The following is a 23,835-nucleotide window of genomic DNA, read 5'->3' on the forward strand; positions in this document are numbered from 1 at the left end:
TTGCAGTATCAAAACAAATGAATTGAACTACCTTGTGACAAAAAAGCAGTATCGAAACATGAGTTTTTAATACCTGTCTCTTTTATCGGTGAGACGTCCGCCAAAGCCTACTGCATAAATAAATGGTTCGGTTTGGGTGCTCAGAAGCCCATTCAAAAATATGTCCGTACTGACTTGCACCAACCGTCAGCTCTCTGAAACTTTCATATAATCTACTCTTCTTCATCATCGCAAAAAATATATAATGACTGAAATAATTTTTAAGTTTAAGTTTTTAATACATCGTACAAGCTTGTAGTGTGATTATATTTTGTAAAAAAGAAAAATGCAAGAAAAATATTTTATTAACTTCATAATGAGATTTATTAACTTATCCACAAATATTGTGTATAAACCTTTTGGAATTGTGGATAAATCGCTTTCATTTGTTAATATTGTTCAAGTATTTTGTGGATTAGTGTGAATTAGTTTGAAATTGTGTGGAAAAATAAGAATTTTGTCGAACTAAAATTTTCTAAATTGCGTATATAATTCCAGAAATCTGTTGACAATGATTGCAGAGGTGATAAGGATGAGAGAGGAACAAAACAAAAAAACTTCTCAAAAAGTTATTAAAATGTTAAGAAAGCGTTGGGTAGTACCAGCAATTTATTTAGTGAGTGCGGCAGTAATTTTGACAGGTGCGTTATGGTATCAATACAGTAATGCTCCAACTCCAACAAAAACTGGAACTACAGTTGATACGAGAGAGCCTGAAGCAATTCCAGCTTCACAGCCAGAAGAAAAATTAACGTACCCAGTTTCAAAGGATGCAACAGTTCAAGTTAAAAGTCATTATTATGATGACTCTGCTTCAAAAGATGAGCAACAAGCATCATTAATCCAAATGGATAATAATACTTTCACGATCAACACTGGTATGGATTTAGTTGATAAAAGTGGAAAAGAATTTGATGTGACTGCAGCACTAAGTGGTACTGTTACAAAAGCTCAAAAAGATGCTGAGCTAGGTTATGTAGTTGTAGTAGAAAGTGGTAACGGATTAGTTTCATATTACCAAAGCTTAAAATCTGTAAGTGTTGAGCCAGGAACAAAAGTTTCACAAGGACAAGTTCTTGGTACAGCTGGAACAGCTTTAATTGGCAAAGAAAATGGCATTCATGTTCATTATGAATTACGTAAAGATGGTGTAGCAATTAATCCAGAGAAATACCAAGGACAAGATGTTTCGTCAATTATTAGTTCTGTAAATACAAAAAGCGAAACAAAAGAATCTAATACAATGAATACTTCTGGTAATGTATCAGATGACAATGAAGAAGGTTCTTCTAATACTGATTCAGATGGAAATAAAATTCAACAATAATAATTAAGCAATTCACAAAGTGCCTAACACGTGGGAATCATACCCCATATGTGTTGGGCACTTGTTTTTTTCTGATAATTGTGCATAGTTAGACACCTTTGCTAATACAATGTTATAAACCCATCAAAGAGGTGTTTGAGGTGAGGAATCGTGGATTTTCTACCTAGTCAAAATAAATGTACCTCAGCAGGTCAGTCAGAGCAGGAAAAAGAGCAGCTTAGTCAGTCAAAACGAGTCTCATTTCACGCTTCTCACATCCATTTAGAGGAGGAGAGTAGTGTGCACGATTACATCAAAGAGAGAACGATCAAGATTGGGAAATATATCGTGGAGACGAAGAAAACAGTTCGTGTAATAGCAAAAGAGTTTGGAGTGTCAAAAAGTACAGTACACAAAGATTTAACAGAACGCCTACCGGAAATCAATCCAGATTTGGCAAATGAAGTAAAGGAAATTTTAGATTATCACAAATCAATTCGTCATTTACGCGGTGGAGAGGCTACAAAGCAAAAGTATCAAAAAGAAGACGTTGAGAAAGTAACTAAATAGGTTTCTGAGCCTTGAAAACAAAATTAGAAATATTTAACCTCCTGTTCACAAATATTAATTACTAAAAGTAGTTCTTTATGGTAAAATTATATTTTGGTATGGAACGTATTCGGGGAACTGCTCATGAGTATAGTGAATAAGGAGGAGCCAAAAGGAATGTTTTCTAAGGATATCGGAATAGATCTTGGTACAGCCAATGTCTTAATACATGTTAAAGGTAAGGGAATCGTATTAAACGAACCTTCTGTAGTTGCAATAGAGCGTAGTAGCGGTAAAGTATTAGCAGTAGGGGAAGAAGCAAGCCGCATGGTAGGTCGTACACCTGGTAATATCGTAGCAATTCGTCCACTTAAAGACGGTGTAATTGCTGACTTTGATATTACTGAGGCAATGCTACGTCATTTTATAAATAAATTAGATGTAAAGGGATTCATGTCAAAGCCGCGTATTTTGATTTGTTGTCCAACAAACATTACATCTGTTGAACAAAAAGCAATTCGTGAAGCTGCTGAAAAGAGCGGCGGTAAACAAGTTTATCTTGAAGAAGAGCCAAAGGTTGCTGCAATCGGTGCTGGAATGGATATATTCCAACCAAGTGGTAACATGGTAATTGATATTGGCGGTGGGACAACCGATGTCGCAGTCTTATCGATGGGAGATATCGTCACCGCCTCTTCAATTAAAATGGCAGGGGACAAGTTTGATATGGAGATTTTAAACTATATCAAGCGTGAATACAAACTGCTAATTGGAGAGCGTACTGCAGAGCAAATTAAAATTGAAGTAGGTACTGTTTTCCCTGGTGCAAGAAATGAATCAATCGATATCCGTGGACGTGATATGGTAACTGGATTACCTCGTACAATTACTGTACAATCTGATGAAATTCAAAGAGCATTAAGTGAACCAGTTTACTTAATCGTACAAGCTGCAAAAACAGTATTAGAGCGTACACCACCTGAATTATCAGCTGATATTATTGATCGTGGAGTTATTCTTACTGGTGGCGGAGCATTACTTCATGGAATAGATATTTTACTTGCTGAAGAATTAAAAGTACCTGTTTTCATCGCTGAAGATCCAATGCAATGTGTTGCAGTAGGTACTGGAATTATGTTAGAAAATATTGATAAAATTCCAAGTCGTTACTTAAAATAAAAATCTCAAGCTATATTGATACACACTGAAATCTCAAGCATATAGAGCTTGGGATTTTTTTGTTTGGAATTTATTAGGAGCAGTTATCTTTGTAAGAATAATGTTTAGGTTTTGTAAAGTTAAGATGAACAAGAAGGTAGTCAAAGTTGGAATAGAGAAAAGGAAAGTATCAAAGTTTAAAACGCTCCATTTAAAGTTTAAATTAAGTAATTGTAAAACGTGGATTATCTAGGTAACCAGTACATATGATTTAATACTTAAAACTCCAACATCTTAAAAATAATGTAAAACGCTCCTCTAGTTTAACTTGGGACTTGATCGAAAGAAAATCGAAAAGGGTTGATTGGTAGATAGTTAATTTAACTCGTATAAATGATGATCGAACTTCAAGATAAGTAGAGATTTTATCTCTTTAAAAGGCAGTAGACCTATAAAAATCAAAACTGAATTTGCAATTAAAAGTAAATTTTAAAGCTTACATTAATCTTCACTTTAGGCAGAGTTAAAGTTTTTTTATCTTTACTGATTAATTGTATAGGATGGGGATGAACCATGACGCATATAGTTGTTGCTGGTACGGGATATGTTGGTCTTACTACAGGAGTTTCATTTGCTACAGTTGGTTACAATGTAACGTGTGTTGATATTGATGTTGAAAAAATTCAATTACTGCAAAAAGGAATTTGTCCTATTTTTGAACCGGGTTTGAAAGAATCTTTATTAGAAAATAGTTTTCTTAATAAAATTGAGTTTACAACAAATTACAAAGAAGCTTATAGCCATGCAGATATCATATTCATTGCGGTCGGTACACCAGAACTTCCAGATGGAACAGCAAATTTGCACTATTTAAAAAGCGTTGCAAAAGAGATTGCAATTAATGCTAAAAAAAATCTTACAGTTGTTATTAAAAGCACTGTTCCAGTTGGAACAAATGAGGCAGTTAAGAGAATTATGTTGGAAAATGCCCCTCGACATTTAACGATTGATATCGTATCAAATCCTGAATTTTTAAGAGAAGGTTCTGCACTATACGATCTATTTAATGGTGATCGAATTGTCATTGGTTCCGAAAGTCAAAGTGCAACAGAATTAGTAAAGGAATTATATAAACCATTTAATACGGCTATTTATACAACAGATGCAAGAAGTGCGGAAATGATTAAGTATGCATCTAATGCATTTTTAGCGACTAAAATAAGTTTTATTAATGAAATTGCCATGATCTGCGAAAAGTTGGATGCTAATGTTGATCATGTTGCTCATGGTATCGGGCTAGACCATCGAATCGGTTCAAAGTTTTTAAAAGCTGGAATTGGGTATGGCGGATCTTGTTTCCCAAAGGATACGACTGCTTTAGTAAAAGAAGCTGAGCTAGTAGGTTTAGACTTAAAATTATTAAAATCTGTTATTACAATTAATAATCAACAAAAAATAAAACTATTCGAATTAACAAAATCTCTTTTTGGAAATTTAAAAAATAAAGAAATTGCAATTTTAGGAGTTAGCTTTAAACCAAATACAAATGATATTCGACATGCACCTTCTATCGATTTAATTAATCAGTTCATCAGAGAAGGTACTAAAATAACAGTATATGATCCGTATGCCTTACCTGAATTAAGAAAAGTATTCGGAGATTCCATAAATTATTCAGTTAATGTGAAGGAAGCTATTCATGAAAAAGAGGCCACATTTATTTTGACTGAATGGAGAGAAATCGTAGAAACAGATCTCCAATTGTACGAGGAGTTAATGAAGCTTCCGTTAGTAATTGATGGACGTAATTGTTTTGAATTAACTAAAATGCAAAAAAAGAACATCCACTATTACTCAATCGGTCGAAAGCCAGTGAATCCGATTCCACAGCTTATTAGTAAATAAATATAAATAAAGTTAGGTCTCTTTTGAACTGAAAAATCTATGACTTTTTAATAGGAGTTGGGCTCTTAAGTTGCTTGGATATGTCAAGGTACTTCGGAGGTCGAGCAACCTAGATGAAAAAAATTCTTATAACAAAAGTGAAGCGGGGTGTCTCATGAGACAGCCTTTTTTTGTATGCAAAATAAACCACATAGAAAACAATACATTAAATGAAATATTTTGGAAAAAGTATAAGAATAATAAGCCATGATTATGGGGTGGTGGAAAAAGTGTTTAACTACAAAGAAACCAATAGTGCAGCTACAAATAAAAAAATTCCATTTCAAAATAATATATCACGTTCTTTAAGTAAAGACATTTTAGAGAATATAAAAAGAATAAAAGATGATTTTGGAGATAGCTCTGATCTTGTGATTCGTCATGAAACACTTGGAGAAGGCATGCAGTATTCTTTTGCTGTAATTCATATTGACGGAATTTCAAATGAGAAATTAGTGAATGATGGAATCATTAATAAAATCGTTAAAATTAATGCAGAAAAAGAAACAACGCTGTCATTAACAGATTTAGAGAATGGCTTAAAAAGCGTAATCGCCGTTTCAAGTTTAAAATCACAATCAAGCTATACAAATCTCCTATCGGCATTACTAATTGGAGATACCGTTGTTCTTTTAGACCATGATAGTAATTTCTTAGTTGCATGTACAAAAATGGTGCAATCTAGAAGTATATCAGAGCCTTCAACACAAACTGTAATCAGAGGACCAAAGGATAGCTTTACAGAAAGCTTACGTACAAATACTTCTCTAATTCGTAATAGAATTCAACACCCAGCGCTGCGAATCGAGTCAATGAAAATAGGTGAAGTAACGAGAACTGATGTAGAAATAATGTATATAAAAGGTGTTGTAGATGAAGATTTATTAAGGGAAGTAAAACATCGTTTAGAGGCTATTAATGCAGATGAAATCTTAGAATCCAGCTATATTGAAAACTATATTCAAAACGATCAAAAGACTATTTTCCCTACAATGATTAACTCAGAGAGACCTGATGCTGTAGTAGGTAACTTACTGGAAGGACGTGTTTCAATTTTTATAGCTGGTACACCATTTGTCTTAATTTTACCAGCTACATTTACACAGTTTTTTCAATCTCCAGAGGATTATTATCAAAGCTCATATATTGGTACTTTTTTAAGGTTACTACGTTATATGTCCTTTTGGACTGCATTGTTTGCACCTGGAATTTTCATTGCAATTACATCATTTCATCAAGCAGTAGTTCCAACGGTTTTATTAGTAAGCTTAGCGGCCCAACGTGAAGGTGTGCCTTTGCCAGCGATTGTTGAAGCCCTTGGAATGGAACTAATTTTTGAAGTATTACGGGAAGCCGGAATTCGAATGCCAAGAGCGGTTGGGCAGGCGCTTTCTATTGTTGGAGCCTTAATCTTGGGGCAAGCAGCTGTACAAGCAGGATTTGTATCTGCGTCAATGGTAATCATCGTATCAATTACTGCGATTGCTAGCTTTACGATCCCTTATTATAATATGTCAACAGCCGCTAGGATTCTTCGGTTTATATTATTATTGGCAGCAGCTTATATTGGTTTATTTGGAATGTTGATTGGCGGTTTAATTATATTATTACATATGTGTAGCCTACGATCTTTTGGAGAGCCATATTTTGCACCATTTGCTCCATTCCGTATAAAAAGTCAAAAGGATACTATTTTAGTTGTACCTGGTCAAGGAAACCCAAAAACCGTTAAAGAACAAAGTACTGGAGAATAAGTATGAAGAGAAAATGTATGATCTTAATTCTAATTACAAGTTTACTTTTGGTGAGTTGTTCTAATTATAAAGAATTAAACAGTGTATCAATCGTGGTAGCTATGGGTGTCGATTATATACCTAAAGATAATCAATACAATATGGTTCTTCAAATCATTAATCCGAGTGCAATTGCCAGTGTTACTGGTTCAATAGGTACACCAGTTATTGCCCTAGAACAAAAAGGTAGAACAATTTCGGAAGCGGCTCGAAACATTACAAAAAGTGTTTCTCGATCAAATATATATTCTCATGTAGCGCTCGTTGTCATTGGTGAAAAATTAGCAAAGGAAAAAACGTTGAACTATATATTTGATGTGTTTGAGCGGGATTCCAAAATACGTGTTAATATTCCAGTTGTTATTGCAAGGAACGACAGTGTTTATCATGTAATGAATAACTTGCCAGCACTTGATAAATTACCGGCTAAGTCAATGGTAGGGAAAATTAAAAATACGTCTTCACTACTAGGAGAAAATCAAGAAATACAAATGCGCCAAGTAATATCAGCTCTTTCAAGTAGTGGTAGAGAGCCAGTCATTAATGGTGCAATTTTAGAACATGAAACCAAGACTTCTGAAACACTTGATAATTTTTCAACTGTGAAATCATCCTATAACAAAATTGAGGGGCTAGGCGTTATTAAAAAAGGAAGGCTAGTAGGGTGGTTAGATGGCGGACCTGCAAAATCGGTACAAATAATTGATAATGTAATAAAAGAAACAAATTTACAAATAAAATGCAGCAAAGATGAATATGATTCGATGGAGCTCACACGTGTGAAAACGGACACGAAGGTTAAAATGAAAGGTAAAATACCAATAATTCACATAAAAGTAAAATCGATCGCCATTATTGATGAAGTACTTTGTAATGATAATTTTGATAAAGCAAACACTCTAAAAAAATATGAAGTATTAAGTGAGAAAGCGATAAAGCAAACGCTAGATGAAGGAATTAAAAAAGCACAAGGATACGGTGCAGATATTTTTGGGTTTGGCGATAAACTACATTTATCAGATCCAAAGGTGTTTAAAAAATATGAGAAAAATTGGAATGATCAATTTCAAAAAGCTAAAGTGAAAATTGATGTTGATGTTCAAATAAATAATGTAGGTATGAGAAAAAAAGCTTATCCATTTTAGAAAAGAAGGGAATGCTAATGAATCGAAAATTATCAATTGGTGCTTACCAATTCTTTAGTATTATATTTTTATTTGAAATGGGGAGCGCTACATTAGTAGGGCTTGCATCCGGTGCAATGCAGGATGCTTGGATTAGTGTTTTAATAGCTTTGGTTACTGGATGCTTACTATTATGTGTATACCTTAAATTATTTGATCTGTATCCTGATTTACCATTCACGAGATATATTCAATCTATTTTAGGGAAGTTTGCAGGCAAATTACTAGCAATGGTTTATATTCTCTATTTTATTTATATTGGAGCACGAGTACTTAGAGACTTTGAAGAATTACTAGTGATTACACTTTATAACGCGTCCTCTCTTATTTCAATCGGTATATTATTTATGTTCTTATGTATGTATGCAGTCTTTAAAGGTTTTGAAGTATTCGGTAGAGTATGTGAGTTTTTGTTTATCGTAATCCTGTTTATAATGATATCAATAATTGGTTTTGAAGTAATTGCAGGAATAATAAAAACTGATAATCTAAGACCCGTCCTAGAGACGGGGTGGAAAATCATAATAAAAGAAGCGTATCCTTTGACCGTTACATTTCCATTTGGTGAAATGATTGTATTTACAATGATTTTACCTTATTTAAAGAAACCGGAATATGCATGGAAGGTCGGCATTCCTGGGCTAATTTTTGCAGGTCTGCTTTTAACATTAGTAACATTTCTTAATATTTGTGTTTTAGGTGCAAATACGGTGGTGAGAGCTACTTATCCGATCTTAACGGCAATTAGTTATATCAATATTGCTGATTTTATTCAAAGACTCGATTCAGTCGTTGTCATTGTTATTGCTGTAGGGGGATTTATTAAGATAACGGTTTTTTTCTTTTGTGCAATCATTGGAGCGGCAGATTTATTTAAAGTGAAAAAATCAGATACACTTACATATCCAATTGCAGTAATCATAGTAGTTTGTTCTGTATGGATGGCACCTGATTATTTAGAGCACTATAAAGAAGGGTTCGACATTGTTCCTTACTATTTACATATTCCTTTACAAATCATTATTCCTACTGTTCTGTTGGTCATTGCAGTCATCCAAAAAAAAGCAAAAACAAAAACAAAAGAGAATGCAGCATAGAAGCTCTAACTGCATTCTCTTTCGTTTTAATTTGAAGTATTTTGATTTTGTTCTTGATTTCGTTTCTTTTTTAGTTTTTTCATATAAGATAGGACGATTTTAGCAACGCCGAATGGAACGGTAAAGAAGAAAATTAATACATAATCCTCACCTACTAGTTCAGTTTTACTAAGCTTTATATTTGTTAATAAGTGAGGAAATTGATCTCCATTATATAAGTCGATTCCTTCCAATAAGCACATCTCTAGTATAAATAAACAAAGAAAAACCCAAAACACCTTCAATGCTAAGCACCCCATTTATAATGACTAATTACAATTATTTTGGTATATGATGGCAGTGATTATACGAAAAGTTAGGGAAACTTCGAGAAAAGTCTATGAGCTTTTATCTGAAAATTCGGTATATAATAAAAGGAGTGTAAAAGGGGTGAGTTAATTGATCCAAATATTTAAAAACAAAAACTTTTCATGGCTATTTTTAGCGAATTTTACTTCTCAGATTGGTTCTGTAGTAGGGATGACAGCATTTATGTTGTACTTATTAAGAAAATTTTCAAATCAGCCATACTATGCTACGATAACCGAGCTAATGTATACTCTACCAATGATTTTTGTTTTCTTTTTAGTAGGTGTAGTAGCAGACCGTTTAAATCGAAAGAAAATAGCTGTTAATTGTGACTTTATAAGCGCGATTTTATCAATTATTCTACTAATAACGATTATGCACGATTGGATTTACCTATCATTCGGAATTCTCTTTTTAAGAAGTGGCGTTTCGAAATTTTTCCAACCGGCTCAATCTGCTTTATTACAGGGAATATTAACAGAAGATCAGTATGCAATATCAGCCGGTTTAAACCAGCTAGTTAGTAGCTTATTTATGCTTTTTGGCGGAGCAATTGGAACATTCATATTTTGGACATTGGGAGTAGAAGCAGCCATCGTCATTGATATGATTTCCTTCATTGCATCGGGACTATTTATTTTATTAGCAAAAGTTTCAAAGGACATTACGAATCCGAATAGAGAGCATAAGCTTAAAGATTTAAAATTTACATTAGTCTTAAAGGATTTTAAAGAGGGAATATACTACATAATTAATCATTCATTACTTAGATCACTTATATCTGGTTTCTTTTTATTTGGTGTAATTAATGGCGGATTCTCAGTTATGCCATCATTTATTTTAAAATATAAACTGGCACCATCAAACTATGAGGAAATGTTAATTTATATTGGAGTAGCTTTTGGTTCGGGCGTTTTAATTGGAAGTATAGTTGGATCAAGGCTCGCGAAGAAAATGCCACTACCATATATGATTATAAGTGGGCTAATTGTTTCTGGTTTATGTGTTATTGCAGGAGGTTTTTCTAATACCACATATGCTTATATAATTTGGCAATTCATAATCGGGTTGGCTTTACCTATTATTAATATTGGACTTGGTGGATGGTTCCCTAAAATTGTTGAAAAAAAGATGATGGGAAGAGTTCAAGGGTGGATATCTCCTATTATTTTATTCTCCCAAAGCATCACATTGGGATTAATTGCAGCTTTCTATCCTTCGATTTTAAAAATTGAATGGCTCCATGCCATAGTCGGTGCTAGCTTGTCGATTGTTGGTATTTATTATTTATTTATACTTCCTAAGTTTCTTAGAGCTGAGTCTATTAAAACCGTAAAGGTTGAGAAATCGGTAAATCAATAAATAGAATAAAAAAGAGACAGATATAAAAGGTAATTTCCTCTTTTATACCTGTCTTTTTGTATGAATTTGTATTTATAAACTAACAATCTTTAAAAAAATTGAGCTAAATATTTAAAGTGCCGATTTATTATTTGAATTATGTTTGTATAAATTCGATTTGCGACTTTTTTGGATCCAGTAGCCAATTGATACTAATATGACCCACGGCACACCAATTTTCCAAGCGGAGTTCCAATCCGGTGAAAATGCCATTGTAATTAAAATACCACTAAGTAGTAGTATTCCGATCCATTGAAGAAATGGAAAGAGCGGTGCTTTAACTGGTAAAGGCTCGTGATAATGAAGGTGAACAGTTTTTCTAAAACGAAGATGACTAATTAAAATCATAAGCCATACTAAAATCCCACCAAAGATTGAGATACCAAATAATTTGTTAAATGTATCTGGGTAGTACATAGACAATACAGTTGCGATTAATACACCTGCACTTGAAATGAAAATTGCTTTTACTGGCGTACCATTTTTAGATAATTTACCAAATGACTTTGGAGCATAATCTCCGCGAGATAAGGAGAATAACATACGAGATGTTAAGTATAAATTAGTATTCATACTGGATAGTGCAGCGGTTAAGATAACAAAATTCATAATGCCAGCCGCATATCTCACACCAGAACTCTCAAAGACTTTTACAAACGGTGATCCAGAAACCTCATGGGCACCTGCTTGCATCCAAGGAATAACGGCAACGATGATTCCTAATGATAGAATATAGAATAAAAACAAACGTAGAACCATGCTCTTCATTGCTTTAGGAATAGCTTTTTTTGGGTCTTTAGATTCCCCTGCTGTTACAGCGACAATCTCTACACCATAAAAACTAAAGATTGCCATAAGTACTGCCATCCAAACGCCTTTAAATCCATTTGGTAGGAACCCATGTTGATCGGTATAATGGTGGAATCCTACAGAGTGTGAATGTCCAATTCCAAATAGGAGCGAAACACCAAAAACGATGAATAGTACAATAGCAACGACTTTAATCATTGCAAACCAATACTCGATTTGACCAAAGTTGGAAACAGATCTGCTGTTCACAAGGACTAAAGCAATACCAAATCCAAGTGTCCATAACCAAACAGGAATACTCGGGAACCAATACTGCATGTACAGTCCAACCGCAACAGCTTCTCCACCAATTGCGATTACTTGTGCCGCCCAATATGTGTAGCGAATAAGGAAACCTGCCCAAGGATTTAAATACATCTCTGCATAAGTACCGAATGAACCGGCTGTCGGGTGCACAACTGCCATTTCAGATAAACTAAACATCATTATGACTGCTATGAATGCAGCAATAATATAACTTAGAATAACCCCAGGCCCAGCGTATCCGATTGCAATGCCACTTCCCATAAATAAACCTGTACCAATTGCCCCACCAATCCCAATCATGGTCAGCTGTTTACTAGTAAGCGAACGACTTAGTCCTCCTTCTCGTTCAATTACAGTTTTGTTTTCATTCATATTGTTTCGCCACCTTTCTTGAATTGTTTTCTATAAGATAACGTCCAATCAACACTTTTTCCGGCAACCAGCATACTAAAAAACGTGAGGAAAGTTCGCTGTAATCCTTCTCCAATTAAGGAATACAAAAGGACAATTCCGTTTATAACCATCATCGTTTTTCCAATAGAAAAATTCGGGAATTTTCTATTGATTACTACACTTGCTATATCAAGTCCTCCAGTTGTACCACCTGCTAAAATCACGATTCCAATTCCGATTCCAGACAAAATCCCACTGAGTATACATCCTATTAACGGAAGATGTGGGCCTGGTAGTGAGGAGAAGAGAGTTAAGAAGAGTGATAAACTACACATTCCAAGTAAACTAAGCAATGCAAATGGTACACCAACTGCTCGGTATCCAATTAAAAATAGTGGTATGTTTAATAAAAAATAAAGAATCCCCAGTGGAATAGGCATAAATTTAACAAGCAACATACAGATCCCACCAAGTCCAGGAGCCACAATTCCATTTGGAACCTGGAAAAAGTAATAGGTAAGTGCGACCAAAATTGTTCCGACAATTACTATAATTGATTTTTTGAAATATAGTTTTTGGTTAGCTTTTCCTAATTGCATAAGCAATTTCCTCAATCGCGCGTACAACTTCATCTTCTGTATTGTAGAAATGAGGAGCTACACGTAAAACGTCATTTCGGGCAGAGACAATTATTTTTTTTGTTTTTAAGTATTGCTCAACGACGTTTGCTTGTTCCACTCGAATTGCAGTGTTACTACCTTTTATTGATAAATCTGTTGGACTAACAACGGTCAATCCAAGAGAATGCGCTGTTTCAATTGCAACAGTAGATAAGTAAGATAGGTAATCCTGAATAGATGGAACACCAATTTGATTTAATAAAGAAATTCCTGCTCCAGCTGCATAAGCGTTTATCATCATTGGAGTACCCGTATCAAATCTCCTTGTCCCTTCCGCATAATCAAGAAGATGCTGATCAAAAGCAAATGGATTCACTCGACTAAACCAACCAGTCGTTGGGGGTTGGAGAGACTCTGCTAACTCTTTTCTTACATATAAAAAGCTAATCCCAGGAATACCTAGTAAAAACTTTTGTGCACCTGTTGCGAGTGCATCGACTCCCATTTCCTTTACATCGATTGGAACACTTCCAGCAGATTGATAGGCATCGACAAATAGTAGTGATCCATTCGCTTTAGTAATGTTTGATATAGCTTTGATATCCTGAATAAACCCATTATAATAAGACACATGTGGGACAGAGGTAATAAGTGTGTTTGAATCCACTGCTTTTTCATATTGTTCGATTTGAATTTGATGAAGGTTATCATTTAAAAACGTGACGTTTGCGCCACGTGGTACTTGCGATAGCCAAACGTGACCAATGCATGGGAAATCAATATCTGTTGTAACAACTTTATTTCGACTTCCAGTAAAATCTAACGACGCTGCAAATGATGAAGCGGCATCAGATACGCTAGATAACACCGCAATCTCATCAGGAGAAGCATTTATTAAAGTAGCAAAGGCGACTTTTGCTTCATATACTTTGTCCATCCATCCTTCCCAGTCCATACCTTTTTCGGTCCAGCTTGTAAGGTAAGATTGAATACTTTCCTTCACAGGTGATGAGATTGCACTTTGGGAACAACTTGATAAATGAATTGTTTCAGATAAGGTTGGAAAAAGAGAACGCTTCTCTAAAAATGGGCTAGTCATATTAAATTCATCCTTTCACTACTTTGATAGCGTTTTCATTATTTGATACATAATTAATTTGAGGTGACATATGAATCATCAATCCTTATGGTTTGAACAAGGCGAATGGACAGCAGAACCTTTTCTTGAAGTAGGTAAAGAACTGTCATTTTCTCGTGAAGTCGTATTATTCCAACAAGATGAAAATCATCCATTTGTTTATCTCGTCCTTGAAGGGCGAATTCGTATTTACTTGTTATCACCTAATGGAGCCGAGCGCCATTTATATATCGTAGGCTCAGGTAATATAATTGGAGAATCAAACGTATGGGCAGATGAAGCATATGGATATAACGCTTCTACCTCGTCAATCGCACGTGTCCTTAGAATTCCAAAATCAACGTTCCGCGATATCGTAATGAGTGAGCCAGAACTCATTCTTAAAACGCTAAGTTCGCTAAGTAATAAACAATCAGCTCTACTTCTTCAAACAAGGTTAATGAGTTTTTCAGATGTAGGAGAGCGTGTCTTAACAATGTTGCGCCAATTAGCATCCTCATATGGTATTAAAACACCAAAGGGTATAACAATTACGATTCCATTCACTCACCAAGAACTTGCTTATGTAGTTGGTTCATCACGTGTAAGCGTGTCCTATGTAATGAATGAATTATGTGAAAAAGGATTCATTGAGAAACAAAATGGGCGATACACACTGTTGTCCTAAAGAGCAACATCTCTTTCTTGTTCTAACTTAATGATAAAAAAATCGGTTCCTTTCGTCTGTCAAATACTTTACAAAATTTCTAACTTTTATAAATTTTCTGTAAATAAAACATATAATAGTTGAACATGGTAGGTAACTTGAATAAGTTAGGCATGACCCTTTGATTATAGGTGATCACGAATAATTGGACTTAAAAGTAATAGTTAATATATTGAGTGCCATGATTGGTTTAATTGAATAAGATACTTACCGTTTTAGCTCTTATAAAGTAATTTGAGTAAGCAAATGAGCGGTTTCATTATTGGTTTGCGTTAACATACAAAATAAGATAGTATTATATTAATAGCGCATAGAAGCTGGTCTTAAGACTTGCTTCTTTTTTATTAACATATTGAATCTTTACAAATGGAGGACTACATAAAATGTTAGATATTAAAGCAATTAAAGAAATTCTTCCTCATCGTTACCCATTTTTATTAGTAGATCGTATTATTGAGCACGAAGAAGGTAAACGTGCGATTGGCATTAAAAATGTAACTGCTAACGAAGAGTTTTTTAACGGTCATTTCCCTGATTATCCTGTAATGCCAGGAGTACTAATTGTAGAAGCTCTAGCACAAGTTGGAGGAGTTGCGGCTCTAAGCCTTGAGCAAAATAAAGGAAAACTTGCATTATTTGCTGGTATCGATAATTGCCGCTTTAAAAGACAAGTAGTACCGGGTGATCAGCTAAGACTAGAAGTTGAACTAGTGAAAATGCGTGGACCAATTGGTAAAGGTAAAGCAGTAGCAACGGTTGACGGACAAATTGCTTGTGAAGCTGAACTTACATTTGCACTTAAATAAATAGATTAAAAAAAAGAAGCCTATTTTTGAAATAGGCTTTCTTTATTTAGTAATACAGTGAAACTATAAAAAGTACGCTGATTGACCTGCAAATAAATAAGGTTAAACTGCAAATAAAACAGCTGAAACTATGAAGATAACCACAATAGCAATTAATATTAAACTCAATTTCTATAAAATTAAGTATGTATTGGAATAATTAATCTGGCCAATTTAATGCACCGGTTACTTAACTGTGACTTAGTCACACATTACTAAAATCGTTAGTTCCTAATGATTTCTTCACGAAGTGTCTCTAAGTAAGACTCTTTGTCATCCCTATAAAATAAATTATATGTGTCAAATGGAATCATTTTATCATCTGTTGTTACAAAATGAACACATGATTTTTTTACGCTACGAACATCTAAATCATAATTATCTTGGAATTTCATAATTAATACTCGAAATACATTTTCATATCCCATTCCACTTGGTAAAATAACTTTTGGTAAACAACATAGAAGATCCTTTAAGCCTTGAAATCCACTTTGAGGGGAGTGATTTAAACTAAATAACTTGAAAACTTTGTTTCGTAGCTCCTCATCACTCTCGAAAACTATTGTATTCCTTTCGCCCTCAAGTAATACATTCTTATCAATGATACTAGTTAAAGGGGTGATTTTACCGCCCATTTTTAAGGCATAGCCCATTGCTAAACTGTCAGGATGGCACGGTACAGGAATAATATCGTCTTCAGAATAGAATTCACTTTGTTTAATAATTTCTTGTCGAACTTCACTCAGTGTTAGGCGTTCAGTTGATGGATCGTAATTTTCTGTTCTTCCGGCATGTTGAATTGGTTGGAAAGTTACACCACGTACACATTTTTGTTCTGTACCCCATTTAATAATTTTGCCTATTTCATGGTCATTTAAGCCCTTTTTTAAGACAGCAACTAGCGTTGTACTAATATTATATTTATTTAAATTAGTAATAGCTTTTTGTCGCACCTCTCGTAAATCACGCCCTCGTAGCTCAAGAAGTGTTTCCTCTTCAAAACTATCAAATTGGAGATAGATTTCAAAGCCAGGTTTGTAACTTGCTAGTCTTTTGACAAAAGCTTCATCAGTGGCAATTCTAATTCCGTTTGTATTGACCATGAGGTGTTTAATGCTTCGCTTTTTTGCCTCATCTAATATTTCAAAAAATTGAGGATGAATTGTCGGTTCACCACCGGAGATTTGAACTACATCTGCTTCTTTTTCGTTTTTAATAATCGTATCAAACATCTGTTTGATGGTTTCTAAGTCTTTCCAAGTAGTTCGTTTAGGAGAACTTTCTGCATAACAAATTGGACATTGTAAATTACATACATCTGTTATTTCAACAATACTCAAACAACTATGCTGTTCATGATCTGGACAAAGACCACAATCGTATGGGCAACCATATTTAATTGGAGTGTTCCATCGATGGGGCATTTCACTTGGTTTAATAAACTCCCTACATAATTGGTAGTAAGGGATATCTGTAGAAATTAGGACTTTCTCCATACCGTGGTGCATGCAACGTTTTAACATATAAACGCAATCATTTTCATATATAATTTTTGCTTCTACTTTTCGTAAGCATTTACTGCAAACAGATAATGTAAAATCACTGTACGTATACGGACGATTTGGCACGATAATTTCTCCTTCTCTGATAGATGAAATAGATAGCGTAATACAATACGCCTAATAAACAAGTTAGTTGAATACTACTCATTTCTCCATATGGCTTGATTGTTGGTTTTAGCCACTCAATGAAAAACCTATAAAGAAAGTATGTACTGGAAAATAGAGCAAAATGAAAGCCTTCATAAGGTTTTTGTCTAAAAAAGTATTTTATAACGAACAATAGACAGCATAAAAAAGCTATGTCATAAAGTGATGTTGGGTGACGTTTTATTCCATCACCTAAATCAATCCCAAATACACTTGATGTAGGGATCCCATATGTATCGTCATTTATTCCAGTTAGAAAGCAACCTATTCTTCCAATGCACATTGCCAGACAAAGTGGGAGGACCATATCATCTCCGGTTGAACGTGTTTGGTTACAAAGCTTTTTACTTAATTCGACGCCAAAGATCCCACCAAGTAACCCTCCGACAATGGTTTTACCTTGAAATATACCAAGTAGACCATGACTATTAATGCTATGTAATAATTTGGGGATGTCCTGTAGTGAAGCGACAATCAGGCTTCCAAAAAGGGATCCTAGAATTGCTCCTATTAGAACATAAACAGTTTTTTCTTCACTAATTGTTTCCTTCCGGCGGAACTTAATATATATTCTAAATCCTATAAAAAAGGCTAAACTTTCAAAAATTCGATGTGGGTGAAGTTCCATGCCAAAAAGTGGGATCATTACAGGTGTGTTTATAGTATCACTTCCTTTTTTATTTTAAAGTTTTATTGTCATGTTGCTAACCCTATGATACTATTTTTCTGAATGTTCTACTATCTTATATTTATAGATAGTGCAAATTGGGGAGGAGGGAATGAGATTGTCAGATAAACGTGATCATCATCCAGTTGCTGATTTTTTTAAAGGGATTTTTCTTGGAACCCTCACTTCATTCAGTGGGATCCTAGTTACTATAGTGGGAATCGATTTATTAAAATTTCCCATCGCTGCTGGAATTGTTGTAGCTATACCACTTCTAATAGGTATTTCCTGTTGGGGAGTCTCAAAAAGAAAGTTCTTGGCAATAGGGTTTTTCATGTCTCTGCCAATTGTGTTCTTCATATTCTATTCGATTTGTGGGGCATTTTTTTATAATCTTTAATAATAAATTCCAAATAAAAAAACATGCATATTCCCATTGCATGTTTTTTATTGTTTACTATCTGTAATAATTAAATTGTTTTTCGCCATTCTATAGCTTTTTGCTCTATATCTTTTAAAAAAGCATCTTTTCCGTCCATATATCCATAAATATCTTTTGGAAATTTTTCAGCAAGCTGCGCTTTTAATTCGCCATATGCTTTCATCTCATCTTCATGTGCTCTTAAATAGGCAGGAACCGCAATATGACGCTCAATTTCTTTTGCATTATCAAGCTGATACATATGCATTTGATGGGTACGATTCTCACCACCTTTTCGGAAGTATCTTCTACCTGGAAGACCGAACTCACCAAGTCCCTCATAACCAATTTCAGCCAATTGATCATTATACTTGTATATGTTTTCTATGTTTTTAACGACAGGTAACATATCAATAATCGGTTTCGCCTTTAAATTTGGAACTGATGTACTACCAATGTGATGAATCTCAATAAGCTCATCTTTTAAGATTTCACGTACACGGTTAGCTTCTATTTGAAATAAGTTTTTCCAGTTTTCATCATGGTTTTTGACAATTACGTTCCTTCCACTATTTGTGCCCATAATATAACCTCCATTCAAGAGAAAATGGGATTATCTCTATACAATAATCCCATTTTTCATTCAAATTAAACACCTAACAAATCAACAAGCTCATCCATAGACAATTCTGTAATCCACTGTTCGCTCGTTATGATTGTATCGTTCAGTGATTGTTTCCGTTGTAGCATTTCATCAATTTTTTCTTCTAGCGTTCCGATCGTTACAAATTTATGGACTTGAACGAATTTTGTTTGCCCTATTCTGTATGCTCGGTCAGTCGCTTGATTTTCAACTGCTGGATTCCACCAACGGTCAAAGTGCATTACGTGATTTGCTGCTGTTAAGTTTAATCCTGTTCCACCAGCTTTGAGTGAAAGAATAAATACTTTTACATCGCCGTTTTGGAAGCGAGAAATCATATTATCACGGGCAGTTTTAGGAATACTACCGTTTAAGAATAATACCTCTTCACCAAATTTTGCTTGGATTGCCTCTTTAAGCATATCACCCATTCTCACATACTGAGTAAAAATTAGGCAGCTTTCGCTCTGTTCAAGGATTGGGTCTATTAATTCGAATAGTCGTTCAACTTTACTTGATCTTTCTTCAAATTCAACAAGCTGTGATTCCTTTAAGAATAAAGAAGGGTGATCACAGATTTGTTTTAATTTATTTAGCATCCATAAAATGCGGCCTCGACGTTCGATACCAGTTAATGTATCGATTTGTTTTAAGCTGTCTTGAACAACTTGCTCGTATAATGCAGCTTGTTCCACTGATAAAGGACAAAGCATCTTTTGTTCTTGTTTTGGTGGAAGATTTAAAGCAACATCTTCATCTTGCTTCGTTCGTCTTAGTAAGAAAGGTGAAATTAAACGATGAACAGCATTTATTTTTTCTTCATCGCGGTCCTTCTCTATAGGGTTTACATAATTGCTTGCGAAACGGTTTAGTGAACCAAGATATCCTCTATTTATAAAATCAAAGATTGTCCAAAGCTCCGTTAAGCGGTTTTCCATTGGAGTACCAGTAAGAGCAATCCGGTGCTCAGCTTTTAACCCACGAACTGCGCGAGACTGCTTTGTGGTTGGATTTTTTATGTTTTGAGCCTCATCAAGAATGATACTTTTCCAAACATATTGCTTTAGGTCTTCATAATCTAACACGCTTAAAGCATAGGAGGTGATGACTATATCGAAATCTCTCATTATTGAAAATAAGTCTTCACCTTTTAAACGGTTACCTCCATAGTGAACATGAACAGTTAAATCAGGATAAAATAATTCAATTTCTCGTTTCCAGTTGTTGATAACAGAAGTAGGGCAGATAATCAATGATGCTCCTCGATTTTCTTCGTTTTCTTTACGATAAGCTAAATAAGAGATCGATTGAATTGTTTTACCAAGCCCCATATCGTCAGCAAGTAGTGCACCAAATCCCATATTTTTTAAATGAACTAACCATTCGAATCCTTTTTGCTGATATGCTCGTAATGTTGCTTGTAGACCATGAGGAACATTAAGCTCAGGAACTTCTGAAATGGATGTTAATCGTTTAGTTAATTCTCGGAATACCTCATCAACTTCAATTTCAACCTCGGCAAAAGGTGAGTGGTCGTCCTCAGGTTTTTCAGTCCCTTGTAGTAGCTCATGTTGAAGAACTTCGTGAAATCTAAGTCCTTGCTTTTCAGCCTTTGCCATCATTTTCTTCATACGTGCAATAAAAGCAGGGTCAAGTGCAATCCACTGTCCATTAAATTGAATTAAACGTCTTTGATTTTCAACGAATTGTTGGAATTGTTGTTCCGAAAGCTCCATTCCATTTGTAGAGATTCGCCAGTTGAAGTCAACTAATGTTTCCATATTGAAAAATGAATTTCCAGCAGGTTTACCTTTTACACTTGCTTTTAAAGTCATCTTATTTTGTTTTAAAGCTTGCCACCAGCTTGGTAAAAGAACCTGAATATTTGCTGAAAGTACTTTTTCACTATCCTCTGTTAAAAATGTCCAAGCTTCTTGTTCACTTAAAACTTCTTTTGGCATATGATTATCGATTAAGTTTGGTGCTAATAATCCTACACCTTGGAACGTTCGATCTAAATACTCAGCATAAGAAGAATGCTTTTTATGTAATGATTCATGTCCGTTATATTCATAAGGTTTTATCGTTTTTCGCTCATCTATTAAATATGTACGAAGATTCCAATCATCATGCTCACTCATTGGCTCTTCAAGTACTAATCGAATCGAAAATGGAACATCATCGTCTCTTAGACCAATTTTTACATGCCAATCGTCTTCATCAATACTATGTGTGAGTTGCTGTTTTATATAACTTGGATTATGATACAAGCCCCTAGCAATATCCCAGCGTTTAGACTGTAAAGTTTCTATTTCAAACTGCTGTTTTATTGCAGAAGAAACCAATTCCTGTAAAGTTGGTTCTAATTGTTCAAATCCATCAATTTTCCATAGCTCTTCGCCAGCCTGATAATGAGCAAAACTTGGCGAAACGTGGCCCTCGTTAAAATCATTGTATAAGCTTGAGATTATCGAATGAAACTCATTTGCTTCATCTAAATAAGTAATCTCTACTAATGAGTTTTCTTGGTGTTCTCTAAAAAAAGTAAGAGCTTCGATTGGAGTTAAAAGAATTCCTTCAATCTGACCGACTCGGGTCGGTTGCAATAATGTCCCATAATATGAAGGTTCATGCCATTGAAACACTAGATGCTTCCATGCGGTTACCGGTAAAATGACACCGTGACTTTGCATTCCATAAATGAGTAAGCCTTTTCGCTCAACCCATTTTACGGCAATACTAAGATTTGCTAGTCGCTTCATTGACTAATTTTCCTTTCTTTAATTCCTCTTGAAGTGCACGTAAACGAATAAATTGAGATTCAACATACTGAATATAGTCTTCCCACTCATTCATGCGCTTTAATTTTTTATAATTTGTTCTTAGTTTTTTCAAATATCGAACAGCTATTTTATAGTTTGCTCGGCCTTTTAAATCAATGTAATAAAGAACTAAGTGATGGTATATAGGTAATACAGATTGAGGTGAGTACTTATGTACTTCCTGAAGGTCATGTTTATCAATGTAATCAGGATTGTAAGAATATAAGTGCATTTGCAGCTCAACCCATCGTTTGTATTCCCGATTATGCATTAAATAATCAGTGTACTGCATCACACTATATGGAAGTAGTGCTTGATAAACTACTTCTAAGCCGGCCGTTTCATTAGTGTAAAAACTATTGTACTCATAATTAGTAAGGAAATGTTTCGCAAAAGTAGTTTTTGCATATTCATCATCGCCATTTTTTAAAAAGTGTAAAAGCATCTCGTAATACAATGGTAAAAATAATGTTAGCCGATCTGTTTCATTGTTTTTTCGAAGATTTTCTATCCAGTAAGTAAAGCAATATAGAGTGCGTTCATTATCGCTGTAGTGCTTTATAATGGGCAGCATTGCTTCATCTTCTTTTAATAAATAATATAGATGAGCTTTTCCTAAATCTGCATAATAGTTGTCCTCAACCTTTGATAATGTTTCTAAATCCTTATATAAAATCTTTGGGCTATTTAATAGCTCTTTATATACATGACGAAAAGAGTTATAACGAGGAACTAAACAAAGGTTTCTTTCTAATAAAAGATCCTGCAACTGCTCACGAAGAACTTCTTCGTACTGAGTAGACACGGAGCCCCCAGTTAAATTATGTAATTGCCTACTTACAGCGTCAATTTGATTTTCTAGCATTGTCATTTCGCGCGGTAAATGCGCATTGTCGTAAACTGTACTTTGAATTTCGATTTGTCCGACCATTTTATTCATTGTAAAAATTGACGCAAGTAACTGATATTGTAGCTTTTCCTTTTCTTGACGTGGTTGTTGATTCAATAATCCATGATAAAACCGTTCATATAATGGATATACAAAATAAACATCTTGGTAAAATGACGTTCGTTGCTGTTCTATATATTCCTTATACTTTTGCTCAAATAACGCTACTGTCTCTTTCGGTCGATCCTGCTCAAACATACTCATTTGATCTAGCAGTTGGCGACCAGTCATTATATTCGGGATACTTTTTAAAGAAGACTGCTTAAACTTCCTCATAATATCTCCGACTAAAGAAAATGAAGCGGCAGCATAGCAAAGAAGTGCAATTTGATGTTGGCATGGAGGAGCTTCGTAGCAATCACATCCATTTTGATCATGGTTTTCAATATGTAAAATTGGTAAATGAATTTGATCCCCTTCTTCAACAACACCAACTAGACGACCTTCTCGAACTGAAACATTATATACCTGACCTAGTCGATACAACTGTAGGCCAGTTTCAACAAGCTCTGCGTCCCTCGTATTTTGAGGAGAAAGCTTTGAAAAGAGTGAATATGAAAGTTCATAAATAATATCTTTACTTAAATCACGCTGAAGCATTCGATGCCTCCTTACTCGAAACATTCTTATTGGTAATTATACCCTAAACAAATACGATACACATAGCCGAAAAGGGAAAAATTGAAAGTTTATATAGATTGTTACTTTTATGTTGTAGTTTTGAAATCATTAATAAAAGAGTGGATGGCAATTAAAATTCGGGAATCGCAAATAAAAAGTGAAAATCGCAATTAAATTCAAGGAACTCAAATAAAAAGTGAAAATCACAATTAAATTCAAGGAACGCAAATAAAAAGTGAAAATCGCATTAAAATCAAGGAACGCAAATAAAAAGTGAAAATCGCAAATAAATTCAAGGAACGCAAATAAAAAGTGAAAATCGCAATTAAAATTCGGGAATCACAAATAATGCATGTAGACTAAAAA

General features: G+C 34.5%; 20 protein-coding genes and 1 other annotated feature (1 of these 21 running past the window's edge). Of the genes, 11 read left to right on the plus strand and 9 right to left on the minus strand.

Features of this window, described 5'->3' with window-relative positions; all coding sequences use genetic code 11:
- Positions 1-238 (minus strand) — a binding site (T-box leader); it reaches 59 nt to the left of the window's first position.
- 333 nt (positions 239-571) lie between these two features.
- The 7 genes from spoIIQ (at position 572) to COE53_RS02755 (ending at position 9,070) form a co-directional block, all read left to right on the plus strand.
- Positions 572-1,366 (plus strand): stage II sporulation protein SpoIIQ, encoded by a 795-nt coding sequence (spoIIQ, locus tag COE53_RS02725; RefSeq protein WP_025569000.1) that lies wholly within the window; start codon positions 572-574, stop codon positions 1,364-1,366.
- Between the two features lie 279 nt (positions 1,367-1,645).
- Entirely contained in the window at positions 1,646-1,915 is a 270-nt protein-coding gene (gene spoIIID / locus COE53_RS02730) for a sporulation transcriptional regulator SpoIIID (RefSeq protein ID WP_025569002.1), read from the plus strand.
- A 156-nt stretch (positions 1,916-2,071) separates the two neighbouring features.
- Positions 2,072-3,073 (plus strand): rod shape-determining protein, encoded by a 1,002-nt coding sequence (mreB, locus tag COE53_RS02735; protein WP_025569003.1) that lies wholly within the window; start codon positions 2,072-2,074, stop codon positions 3,071-3,073.
- Positions 3,074-3,625: 552 nt separating this feature from the next.
- Entirely contained in the window at positions 3,626-4,957 is a 1,332-nt protein-coding gene (locus tag COE53_RS02740; protein WP_069033748.1) for a UDP-glucose dehydrogenase family protein, read from the plus strand.
- A gap of 269 nt (positions 4,958-5,226) precedes the next feature.
- Positions 5,227-6,750 (plus strand): spore germination protein, encoded by a 1,524-nt coding sequence (locus COE53_RS02745; protein ID WP_254664589.1) that lies wholly within the window; start codon positions 5,227-5,229, stop codon positions 6,748-6,750.
- A gap of 2 nt (positions 6,751-6,752) precedes the next feature.
- Complete coding sequence (locus COE53_RS02750; RefSeq protein WP_069033750.1) at positions 6,753-7,934, plus strand: Ger(x)C family spore germination protein; 1,182 nt, start codon at positions 6,753-6,755, stop codon at positions 7,932-7,934.
- Between the two features lie 17 nt (positions 7,935-7,951).
- Positions 7,952-9,070, plus strand: a complete 1,119-nt coding sequence (locus tag COE53_RS02755; RefSeq protein ID WP_069033751.1) for a GerAB/ArcD/ProY family transporter — start codon at positions 7,952-7,954, stop codon at positions 9,068-9,070.
- Between the two features lie 26 nt (positions 9,071-9,096).
- Here the strand turns inward: COE53_RS02755 and COE53_RS02760 are convergent, their stop codons facing one another.
- Positions 9,097-9,354, minus strand: coding sequence for a hypothetical protein (locus COE53_RS02760; protein ID WP_098231086.1), 258 nt, complete (start codon positions 9,352-9,354; stop codon positions 9,097-9,099).
- A gap of 154 nt (positions 9,355-9,508) precedes the next feature.
- On the opposite strand from COE53_RS02760, the gene COE53_RS02765 reads away from it, so the two are divergent.
- Positions 9,509-10,780, plus strand: coding sequence for an MFS transporter (locus tag COE53_RS02765; protein ID WP_286162531.1), 1,272 nt, complete (start codon positions 9,509-9,511; stop codon positions 10,778-10,780).
- A gap of 111 nt (positions 10,781-10,891) precedes the next feature.
- Here COE53_RS02765 and COE53_RS02770 read toward each other — a convergent pair whose 3' ends face one another.
- The 3 genes from COE53_RS02770 to COE53_RS02780 are packed head-to-tail and all read right to left on the minus strand — an operon-like array spanning position 10,892 to position 14,047.
- Positions 10,892-12,307, minus strand: a complete 1,416-nt coding sequence (locus tag COE53_RS02770) for an amino acid permease (protein ID WP_098947408.1) — start codon at positions 12,305-12,307, stop codon at positions 10,892-10,894.
- Positions 12,304-12,927 carry a YitT family protein gene (locus COE53_RS02775; RefSeq protein ID WP_069033755.1) on the minus strand — a complete coding sequence of 208 codons (624 nt, stop codon included), beginning with the start codon at positions 12,925-12,927 and terminating at the stop codon, positions 12,304-12,306. The genes COE53_RS02770 and COE53_RS02775 overlap by 4 nt, the downstream gene beginning before the upstream one ends.
- Complete coding sequence (locus COE53_RS02780; RefSeq protein WP_098947410.1) at positions 12,908-14,047, minus strand: aminotransferase class V-fold PLP-dependent enzyme; 1,140 nt, start codon at positions 14,045-14,047, stop codon at positions 12,908-12,910. Before COE53_RS02780 ends, COE53_RS02775 begins: the two co-directional genes overlap by 20 nt.
- A gap of 70 nt (positions 14,048-14,117) precedes the next feature.
- On the opposite strand from COE53_RS02780, the gene COE53_RS02785 reads away from it, so the two are divergent.
- Complete coding sequence (locus COE53_RS02785; RefSeq protein ID WP_069033757.1) at positions 14,118-14,753, plus strand: Crp/Fnr family transcriptional regulator; 636 nt, start codon at positions 14,118-14,120, stop codon at positions 14,751-14,753.
- A gap of 422 nt (positions 14,754-15,175) precedes the next feature.
- Positions 15,176-15,598, plus strand: coding sequence for a 3-hydroxyacyl-ACP dehydratase FabZ (fabZ, locus tag COE53_RS02790; protein WP_056469377.1), 423 nt, complete (start codon positions 15,176-15,178; stop codon positions 15,596-15,598).
- A gap of 263 nt (positions 15,599-15,861) precedes the next feature.
- On the opposite strand, the gene COE53_RS02795 is transcribed toward fabZ, so the two are convergent.
- Both COE53_RS02795 and COE53_RS02800 read right to left on the minus strand, forming a co-directional pair.
- Complete coding sequence (locus tag COE53_RS02795; protein ID WP_353616533.1) at positions 15,862-17,265, minus strand: radical SAM protein; 1,404 nt, start codon at positions 17,263-17,265, stop codon at positions 15,862-15,864.
- Positions 17,237-17,992 carry a prolipoprotein diacylglyceryl transferase gene (locus tag COE53_RS02800; protein ID WP_286162532.1) on the minus strand — a complete coding sequence of 252 codons (756 nt, stop codon included), beginning with the start codon at positions 17,990-17,992 and terminating at the stop codon, positions 17,237-17,239. The genes COE53_RS02795 and COE53_RS02800 overlap by 29 nt, the downstream gene beginning before the upstream one ends.
- Positions 17,993-18,131: 139 nt before the next feature.
- Between COE53_RS02800 and COE53_RS02805 the strand changes: the two genes are divergently transcribed.
- Positions 18,132-18,413 carry a hypothetical protein gene (locus COE53_RS02805; protein ID WP_098947416.1) on the plus strand — a complete coding sequence of 94 codons (282 nt, stop codon included), beginning with the start codon at positions 18,132-18,134 and terminating at the stop codon, positions 18,411-18,413.
- Between the two features lie 70 nt (positions 18,414-18,483).
- Here COE53_RS02805 and COE53_RS02810 read toward each other — a convergent pair whose 3' ends face one another.
- From COE53_RS02810 to COE53_RS02820, 3 genes are all read right to left on the minus strand, one after another.
- Positions 18,484-19,017 carry a GrpB family protein gene (locus COE53_RS02810; protein ID WP_098947418.1) on the minus strand — a complete coding sequence of 178 codons (534 nt, stop codon included), beginning with the start codon at positions 19,015-19,017 and terminating at the stop codon, positions 18,484-18,486.
- 65 nt (positions 19,018-19,082) lie between these two features.
- Entirely contained in the window at positions 19,083-21,839 is a 2,757-nt protein-coding gene (locus COE53_RS02815) for a DEAD/DEAH box helicase (RefSeq protein ID WP_098947419.1), read from the minus strand.
- Entirely contained in the window at positions 21,817-23,448 is a 1,632-nt protein-coding gene (locus COE53_RS02820) for a hypothetical protein (RefSeq protein ID WP_069033760.1), read from the minus strand. The genes COE53_RS02815 and COE53_RS02820 overlap by 23 nt, the downstream gene beginning before the upstream one ends.
- Between the last annotated feature and the right edge of the window lie 387 nt (positions 23,449-23,835).

Origin of the sequence: Bacillus sp. AFS029533, assembly GCF_002585125.1 — a bacterium.
Classification (GTDB): Bacteria; Bacillota; Bacilli; order Bacillales; family Bacillaceae_G; genus Gottfriedia; species Gottfriedia luciferensis_B.

Bases quoted from the DNA above. Each gene is read 5' to 3' on its own strand.
- COE53_RS02780 (WP_098947410.1), bottom strand. From the start codon at position 14,047: ATGACTAGCCCATTTTTAGAGAAGCGTTCTCTTTTTCCAACCTTATCT.
- COE53_RS02820 (WP_069033760.1), bottom strand. From the start codon at position 23,448: ATGCTTCAGCGTGATTTAAGTAAAGATATTATTTATGAACTTTCATAT.
- COE53_RS02770 (WP_098947408.1), bottom strand. From the start codon at position 12,307: ATGAATGAAAACAAAACTGTAATTGAACGAGAAGGAGGACTAAGTCGT.
- COE53_RS02775 (WP_069033755.1), bottom strand. From the start codon at position 12,927: ATGCAATTAGGAAAAGCTAACCAAAAACTATATTTCAAAAAATCAATT.
- fabZ (WP_056469377.1), top strand. From the start codon at position 15,176: ATGTTAGATATTAAAGCAATTAAAGAAATTCTTCCTCATCGTTACCCA.
- spoIIQ (WP_025569000.1), top strand. From the start codon at position 572: ATGAGAGAGGAACAAAACAAAAAAACTTCTCAAAAAGTTATTAAAATG.
- COE53_RS02755 (WP_069033751.1), top strand. From the start codon at position 7,952: ATGAATCGAAAATTATCAATTGGTGCTTACCAATTCTTTAGTATTATA.
- COE53_RS02740 (WP_069033748.1), top strand. From the start codon at position 3,626: ATGACGCATATAGTTGTTGCTGGTACGGGATATGTTGGTCTTACTACA.
- COE53_RS02785 (WP_069033757.1), top strand. From the start codon at position 14,118: ATGAATCATCAATCCTTATGGTTTGAACAAGGCGAATGGACAGCAGAA.
- mreB (WP_025569003.1), top strand. From the start codon at position 2,072: ATGTTTTCTAAGGATATCGGAATAGATCTTGGTACAGCCAATGTCTTA.
- COE53_RS02815 (WP_098947419.1), bottom strand. From the start codon at position 21,839: ATGAAGCGACTAGCAAATCTTAGTATTGCCGTAAAATGGGTTGAGCGA.
- COE53_RS02800 (WP_286162532.1), bottom strand. From the start codon at position 17,992: ATGATCCCACTTTTTGGCATGGAACTTCACCCACATCGAATTTTTGAA.
- COE53_RS02810 (WP_098947418.1), bottom strand. From the start codon at position 19,017: ATGGGCACAAATAGTGGAAGGAACGTAATTGTCAAAAACCATGATGAA.
- COE53_RS02750 (WP_069033750.1), top strand. From the start codon at position 6,753: ATGAAGAGAAAATGTATGATCTTAATTCTAATTACAAGTTTACTTTTG.